Source organism: Candidatus Contendobacter odensis Run_B_J11, assembly GCF_000531125.1.
GTDB classification, from domain to species: Bacteria; Pseudomonadota; Gammaproteobacteria; order Competibacterales; family Competibacteraceae; genus Contendibacter; species Contendibacter odensensis.
In genome coordinates, this window is the sequence record NZ_CBTK010000213.1 from 1 (window position 1) to 6,423 (window position 6,423).

The 6,423-nt window shown below is 62.0% G+C and carries 8 protein-coding genes; 2 read left to right on the top strand and 6 right to left on the bottom strand.

The genetic code is table 11. The annotated features are described in order from the left end of the window. Positions 1-555: 555 nt before the first annotated feature. The 5 genes from BN874_RS12690 to BN874_RS12715 form a co-directional block, all read right to left on the bottom strand. Complete coding sequence (locus tag BN874_RS12690) at positions 556-1,596, bottom strand: AAA family ATPase (RefSeq protein WP_051497807.1); 1,041 nt, start codon at positions 1,594-1,596, stop codon at positions 556-558. A gap of 139 nt (positions 1,597-1,735) precedes the next feature. Then, complete coding sequence (locus tag BN874_RS12695; RefSeq protein ID WP_034433954.1) at positions 1,736-2,098, bottom strand: hypothetical protein; 363 nt, start codon at positions 2,096-2,098, stop codon at positions 1,736-1,738. 455 nt (positions 2,099-2,553) lie between these two features. After that, a complete protein-coding gene (locus BN874_RS12705; protein WP_034433958.1) occupies positions 2,554-2,760 on the bottom strand; it encodes a hypothetical protein in 207 nt (68 codons plus the stop codon). A gap of 63 nt (positions 2,761-2,823) precedes the next feature. Beyond that, on the bottom strand, positions 2,824-3,186 hold the full coding sequence (locus tag BN874_RS12710) for a hypothetical protein (protein ID WP_154724919.1): 363 nt from the start codon (positions 3,184-3,186) through the stop codon (positions 2,824-2,826). 361 nt (positions 3,187-3,547) lie between these two features. Further along, positions 3,548-3,934, bottom strand: a complete 387-nt coding sequence (locus BN874_RS12715) for a hypothetical protein (RefSeq protein WP_034433962.1) — start codon at positions 3,932-3,934, stop codon at positions 3,548-3,550. A gap of 122 nt (positions 3,935-4,056) precedes the next feature. Here BN874_RS12715 and BN874_RS12720 point away from each other — a divergent pair, with 122 nt between their 5' ends. Further along, a complete protein-coding gene (locus tag BN874_RS12720; protein WP_034433964.1) occupies positions 4,057-4,410 on the top strand; it encodes a hypothetical protein in 354 nt (117 codons plus the stop codon). A 427-nt stretch (positions 4,411-4,837) separates the two neighbouring features. Here BN874_RS12720 and BN874_RS12725 read toward each other — a convergent pair whose 3' ends face one another. Further along, positions 4,838-5,035, bottom strand: coding sequence for a hypothetical protein (locus BN874_RS12725; RefSeq protein ID WP_034433966.1), 198 nt, complete (start codon positions 5,033-5,035; stop codon positions 4,838-4,840). Between the two features lie 730 nt (positions 5,036-5,765). On the opposite strand from BN874_RS12725, the gene BN874_RS12730 reads away from it, so the two are divergent. Beyond that, positions 5,766-6,423: hypothetical protein (locus BN874_RS12730; RefSeq protein WP_034433967.1), on the top strand; the 658-nt coding region annotated here is incomplete at its 3' end.

Below are 6,423 nucleotides of genomic sequence, written 5' to 3' on the forward strand. Positions count from 1 at the left end.
CGCAGAGTGTCTCCACCTTAAATTCGGCTAAAAACTGTCTTGACCATGGGGTCCACTTCACAACGGCAGTGTGCTCGCGGAAGCCCCGCAGCGCATTCGGGAAAAGCGGGTGAAGGGGTATCGGGAACTGGGCGAATACTGGCTGGACGATAACGGCCAGGACTTGCGCCCCGTCACCGCTCTACCCGCAGGGCCTGAGCCGGTCATCCCCTCGACCCCGACGCCCCCCGCTACCGGGCCTGCTCTGTACTGGCGGTTGCGGATTCAGGATCAGGCGGATCAGGCCGCTCTGGAAAACGTCGGTCAGACCGTGGCTCGGCAACTGGAAACGGTCGGCTGGCGCATCACAAACCCCGGCGCGGGAGAGAGCGTGCTCCATGGGTTCTGGACTCCCCTCGTATCGGGAACTCCCCACGGTCGGGTGGAATTGTTACCCGGCCACGAACCGGTGGTCGCCTTTCTGTTGCTGGTGGCGCGCCGCTTCACCGGTCTTCGGGTCGCTCACGAAGACCAGCAAATCCTCACCGATTGGCCCCAGGAACTGCCGGTGTCGGATCAGATTCTGGAAACTCTAGGGCTAAAGCCGGTGAGCACGGAACGCCTTCTGGCCGCCATGGTTCCCGCCGCGTTCGGGGCGTCTTCCCCGGTGGCGGGGCTCGACACTCCAAAAATGCGCCGGGCCATTCCTTCAATCGCTTCGGCGGCTTCGGGTTCCACCCGATTCGTCAACGCCCGTTGAAGCGTCCGCATCAACGGATTCTTGTCGCCTGCGTACTGCACCGTCAGGTACGCCCAACGGATCAGGGTGCGGGAAGAAAAGGTCATGTCGAGCGGTGCGGTAGATTCCCCTTCACCCTGAAACAAGGCGCGGACTTCTGCCGCCACCTGGATCATGCCGCGCAACAGTTCGTCCCTAATCTGCGGCACGCGCCGTTTGACCAGGACAAATTCTTCCTCTCCGGTTAAGTAGTCCACCTGGACCACCCAAAACCGGTCCAGGAATGCCGCGTTCAGGCGTTGCACCCCGGCGTACAGGCCGCTGCCATCGCCCAGACCCACGGTATTGGCGGTGCCAATCAGACCAAAACCGGGCGCGGGAAAGACGACTTCGCCCCCGTTCTCCGGGAGGATCAGCGGCCCGCCATCCAGCAGGGTGTTGAGTCCCGCCAGTTCGCCGGGGTCAATCAGATCGGCCTCGTTGATTAAGAACCACGCCCCGTGGCGCACCGCCGTGGTCAAGGGACCGTCTTGGAACAGCACATCGCTGCCCACGGCGGTCAGGTGTCCCACCCAATCGGCGATTTCCAGGCGCCGCTTGCCGTTGACCTCGACCAGATTGAGGTTCAGGCGCGCGGCGGTCTGCACGATGAGGCTGGATTTGCCCGACCCCATCGGGCCGGTCAGCCACAGCCCGTCATGGATCGATCCGGACTGAATTCCCCGATGCCATCCCAGGAGGTCGGAGAGCAGGTTCCGCCGAAACGTGTACTGCGGATCGATCTGAGGCGTCAGCGGACCCGGCGCTGCAAAGCCGGAGACTCGAACCGGATCGGGCGCGGCGATGCCAAAAGTTTTATTGACTTGAAATTCTTGCATGGCGATACCTCGTGGCGGAGGCGGTTCCACGCCCGGCTCCCCCTGCGGGGAATCGGTAGGAACCGTCCCCGAGGGGGTTTTGAGGAAATCCCCGTCCGTGAGGGCGGGGAAGAGATCAAGAACGAAACGCCGGAAACCGTTAGCCGCGCGAGCGGCGGAGGATTCGGCGCACTAAACACTGCACGTCCTCAGCCTCCAGCCGGGGATCGTACAAAGCCAGGCACGCCTGGAAGCTGAAGGGTTCGGGATGCCGGACCTGCGGTGCATTCAGCCACCGCAGAATCTCCTCTCGTTCCTTCGGCTCGGAAGGTGACGCCAAGCTGTGCAACGAGGATTGGAGAAACAAGAGATGCAGTTCCTCCCAGTGCTGGACCAGGCAGCTCACATCGGAGCGCCAGCCGTGGTAGTCGCCCTTTATATCCAACGGTAAGGGGCGATGGGAGACCGGAGGCGTTTTCACGACCGGCGCGGGGGTTTCTTCAACAAAGAGGGTCGCTTGCATGAGTGCGCCTCAGAGAACCCTGAGGACACTCTGCCCTTGGGGAGAGGGGTCCCCAAGGAAGGGCTTGACATCAAAAAACTCGGGGTATCCTCCAAATTATTTCCTAGAAGGAGGCGACCCTGAGTTCAGAAACGCGCCTGGCTCTTGACGGCTATGGGCTTCTCGATCCGCAGACCCCGCGCATTCGCTTCACCCGAACCGGCCCAGCGGCTCTGGCCTCACGCTTCGCGCGCGTCGGCGTCGATATCCGGCGGCTTCGCACGTTGGAGGAGGTCGAAGACGCGATGGGCAGCGTCTCCATGCGCGAATACCGCCGACTACCCCCGGATCAAAAGGACGATGACGACGCGAATAACGCCAGGGATGATCGGCACTTCATCACCGATGGCGTTCGGGGAAGACGCCTGAGGCCTCTTGAGGAACGGCGTCAACGGAGGGCCGAGGGCATGGATAAACTACTGGCCCTCATCGGGATGACGGGGTAACCCGCGCAACAGTTCGCGGGCGGCCCGGTCCTCGCGGGCCCGCTTCAGCGCTTCACGAGCCGCCTTGCGGAGGTCTTCGTCCGCGCTGTCGATCAGGCGTTCGCAGTGGAGGATGAACCGTCGAAGTTCTTCGTCCGAGCGGCTTTCCAGAGAGTTCTTAACCTGCTTAAGCTCCATGGTATTCTCCTAAAAGGAGATCGCCCCGGCTCCCCACCGGGGACTGGGTCGATCCCCGGTGGATTAAAACTTCACGGGATCAAGGCGGTTCGCGTCCGTCTTGATCCCGGCCTTCGCCACCGAGCGGGAAAAGATAAACCCGCTCTGTGGCCCTATCCGCACCGCTTGCCAGGGGCCGATGGCGCCCAAGGGCACCCACGTCTCTCCGGGTTGCAGCATGCGGATGATTTTGTAGCCGTTGCCCGGCCCCTCTCTGAGCGGCACGGGCCGGAAGACCCTCACGTCTTCCACCACTCGGACATTCGTCCGAGCGGCGGGCCTGAACGATCCCTGGAGGTGTGCGGAAATCCGCTCATCCAGAGATCGAATGGTGCTGCAACCGCTCAAGGCGACCACAGCAACCCCCACTAACGTTTTCTTCATCAAGTGCGCCTCCATAAAAAATGAGGACACACCCCGCCCCCGCCGGGGAGGAGGTGTCCCCGACTGGGATCAACAACGACAACATCGCCGGTTGCGACTCGGCGACCGGATACACGGCGACCGGCGCGGGTGGGTCTTCTGGGACGATCCGCCCGGCGAATCGCCGTCGTGGCACAGGCCGTTAAAGACGCACCCCCCGCAGGGCGAGAGGGGCGTCTTCCGGCGGCGCTGGGGAAGGGGCCGCATGGGCAAGATAAAGCCGAGGGGCTTTACCCATGGCCGCCCCTCAGGATCGGAAGGAGGGTCCTCCCACCGGTGATCGGGTCGAAAGCCGCCCGCCATTGCGGATCGGTCGGCCAGAGTCTCAGGACATTCCCCCGGCCCCCATCACGGCGTTGCCGTGCAACGGGGACGGGCGGATCGGAGTGTTTGAGACGGGTGGAGCCGTTATCGGCGCGCCTTTTGCTTCCGCCGCCCAACGTAGATCCGCTAGGCGCTCGTAATGCGCCACGGCTCCTTCAAACGTCATGTTCAACGGCGTCCAGCGCGCAATCCCTCTCCCTTGAAGGAACACGCCAACGACCACCGGCTCCCGCTCCAGAGGCGGCAGGGCCGGCTTGAACTCCCACACTTGGCAACGGCCACTGGGGAAGGAGATCGAACGGGATTGCTGGACGGTCATGTCCGATCCCGCGTGAGCCGCAATTTCCATCACCGCTTTGAAAGCCGGCGACAAGCCGCTTAAATCCATGGGTGCCTCCAATAAAACAAAGAGGACACGCCACGCCCTTGGCCGGGGAGGGTGTCCCCGGTGGGGTTGCAAAATGAACGATTCATGCGATGCTGGCTTCAGCACTGAACTGGAGCGGGCGCATGAAAGACGGTGACGAAACTTCAATCCCCGACGAGGATGAACCTGAACCGCTTTATCATCTCGACGAGAATGGACGGCTGATTTGGACGGACGAAGGACGGCACGCCTATCAGCGGCGTTTCGCCCGCTTCGGGATTCGCCTGGAGGCGATTGAGACCTTCGAGGACTACCGAACGGCCATGCGGCTCTCCGCCTGTGTCTTCATGGAGGACACGCTGAGACAGTTGGCCGAACGCGCTGCCGATAAGCCTTGGCACGAACTGCTAGTGGCGGCCCTGACGGGCGACCCCGCGTCCGTCGAGCGGGCCCAACGACGTTATGAAACTCGGCAAAAGCTCTCGCTTATTTTATAAACCGAGTCAAAATTTCCTCATCGACCTTCCGTAAGAGCCAGCGAATGTTCTGGCGAAATTCGCGGTCTTGCGTCGTCTCTAAGAGACTGTCTAAAAACTAAGTTATTGATCTGCTTAATGGTGGAGTCGGGTTAAAACTGGCTAGAAGCGGGTTCCGCGCTAAATTTTTGTTCAAAATCAATGGCGAGTTTTGCGACAGTCTCTAAGTATTCATTCGACAGCAACGGCATGATGCGCCTCCAATAAAAAGAGAGGACACGCCACGCCCTGGGCCGGGGAGGGTGTCCCCGGTGGGGTTGCAAAATGAACCCCTCATGCGATGCTGCGATTCTCCCCACAGTGGGAGGATGAGCATGAGCGGTGAACCTTGTTTTCTTCTCGATCCGGCTACGGGTCGGTTGCGTTTTACGGCACCGGACGCCGCGCTTTAGCCCCGCGCTTCGCACGGGCTGGAATCGATCTGCGGCAAATCACGACCCTTGATCAAGCCAAGGTCGCTGCCGCTCAAGTCACGCATCAAGAGATGTGAGCCTTGGCGGCGGAACTGAAAGGCCGCGATCCGGTACTCGATCAGGCGATGGCTGAACTCCCGGAGTGGCGGAATTAACGTTCGTGCGGCGGTCATGCGATAGAAACACACGCCTCCTGTGTTGCGAAGCGGGCGCAAGATGACAAGCGGCGGCTCCAAAGAGGACGCCCCGCATAGAGAGAGAGGGTGTTTTGCGGCACGGGGGTCTCCAAAATACGGAGAACGCACCCCGCCCGTCGCCGGGGATAGGAGGTTCCCCAGCGGAATAGAACGGTCATCGGCGAATGCCGACGGAAGAACGCCTCGGCCTTCAGGCCAGAGCGACGGTTAAAAGGCGCATCCAACAGGCGGATGTGCGCCCTCTACGACGTGATCGGCTCAGGCCGACACGAAAATGACTGATCCCCTCGCGCTGCAAAAGATCTGGAAGACTCTTTGGGCTCTCAGCGGATTCCCTCAGCCCGCACGGCGGATTTTACCGGGCTTCCCGCACGCCATCCCGGTTGCGCCTTCCTTGGTGAGTGGTTGAAATCACAGAGCGTTGCGATACCGTTGGGGCCTTTTTGTTCGCAGAGGCCCCCTGCGTTGCCCTGGGTTTAGACAGGCAGGACACCTGTGGGTCTTAGGTTTAGACAGGCAAGACGCGCTGTTCCCCGTTTGCTGACGACGGTGCGGGAGCACCCGGCCCAGGTTTATACAGGTAGGACACCCTGTCCCCGGTTTTTTGAAGAGGTGCGGGGGAACCTCTATAAGAAACTAAACTATTGCATTGACGAAACAGAGGTGTCAATCATCGGCGCGGTGACGCCGGGACCGGAGCATGGGTATGGGTCTGATGGATGGGTTATTCGGGAGAAAAAGCGAACCCCGGCCTCTTTCCCCGCCGGTCGCCTTATCTCCCCTCGGCGTTCCAGCAGCGGAGCAGCGGCGAGCGGCCGGCTGGTTTGCGGGCGAAGCGCCGGAATGGGTGGCTTTGGGCCCGGCCAGCTTGCGCGCTTTGGCCCAAGCCCGTCCGCAACCGGTCGATCCGCCGCCGGGGAACGAGGATTCTCTGGCGTGGCTCCCGGAGGCGTTGACTCGTCTGGAGGCGCTGTCCGAGCGTGTGGAGTCGTTGCCGGCGAACGCCCTCCCCCTCCCCTGGCGCTATCTGATTTTTCTTCGTGTGCTGTGCGATGCCCTGGAAGCCGCCCATCAGGCCGCCTTATCGCGCCGTCTGCCGATACGTTGCCCGCTGACGCGCATCGCCGATCCGTACCGTCCGCCGCGCCGGTGGCGCGTCGCCTCGCCCCGGGTTCAGGCGGTGTATTCGGGTTTGGGCACCCTGCTGGCCGGCGTGTGGCTGCCCGAAGAAGGCCAAAAATGGATATTTTCCGCCGTCGCCCAGGGTGTGGACTGGATGGATTCCGCCGCGTTTTGGGCGCAGGTGAACGCCATCGGGACGCCGCCGGCGCCGTCCCCGAGATCGGAAGAGCGTCGTGTAGGGA

Coding starts and splice junctions, on each gene's coding strand:
- BN874_RS12690 (WP_051497807.1), bottom strand. CDS start 1,596: ATGCAAGAATTTCAAGTCAATAAAACTTTTGGCATCGCCGCGCCCGAT.
- BN874_RS12695 (WP_034433954.1), bottom strand. CDS start 2,098: ATGCAAGCGACCCTCTTTGTTGAAGAAACCCCCGCGCCGGTCGTGAAA.
- BN874_RS12705 (WP_034433958.1), bottom strand. CDS start 2,760: ATGGAGCTTAAGCAGGTTAAGAACTCTCTGGAAAGCCGCTCGGACGAA.
- BN874_RS12715 (WP_034433962.1), bottom strand. CDS start 3,934: ATGGATTTAAGCGGCTTGTCGCCGGCTTTCAAAGCGGTGATGGAAATT.
- BN874_RS12720 (WP_034433964.1), top strand. CDS start 4,057: ATGAAAGACGGTGACGAAACTTCAATCCCCGACGAGGATGAACCTGAA.
- BN874_RS12725 (WP_034433966.1), bottom strand. CDS start 5,035: ATGACCGCCGCACGAACGTTAATTCCGCCACTCCGGGAGTTCAGCCAT.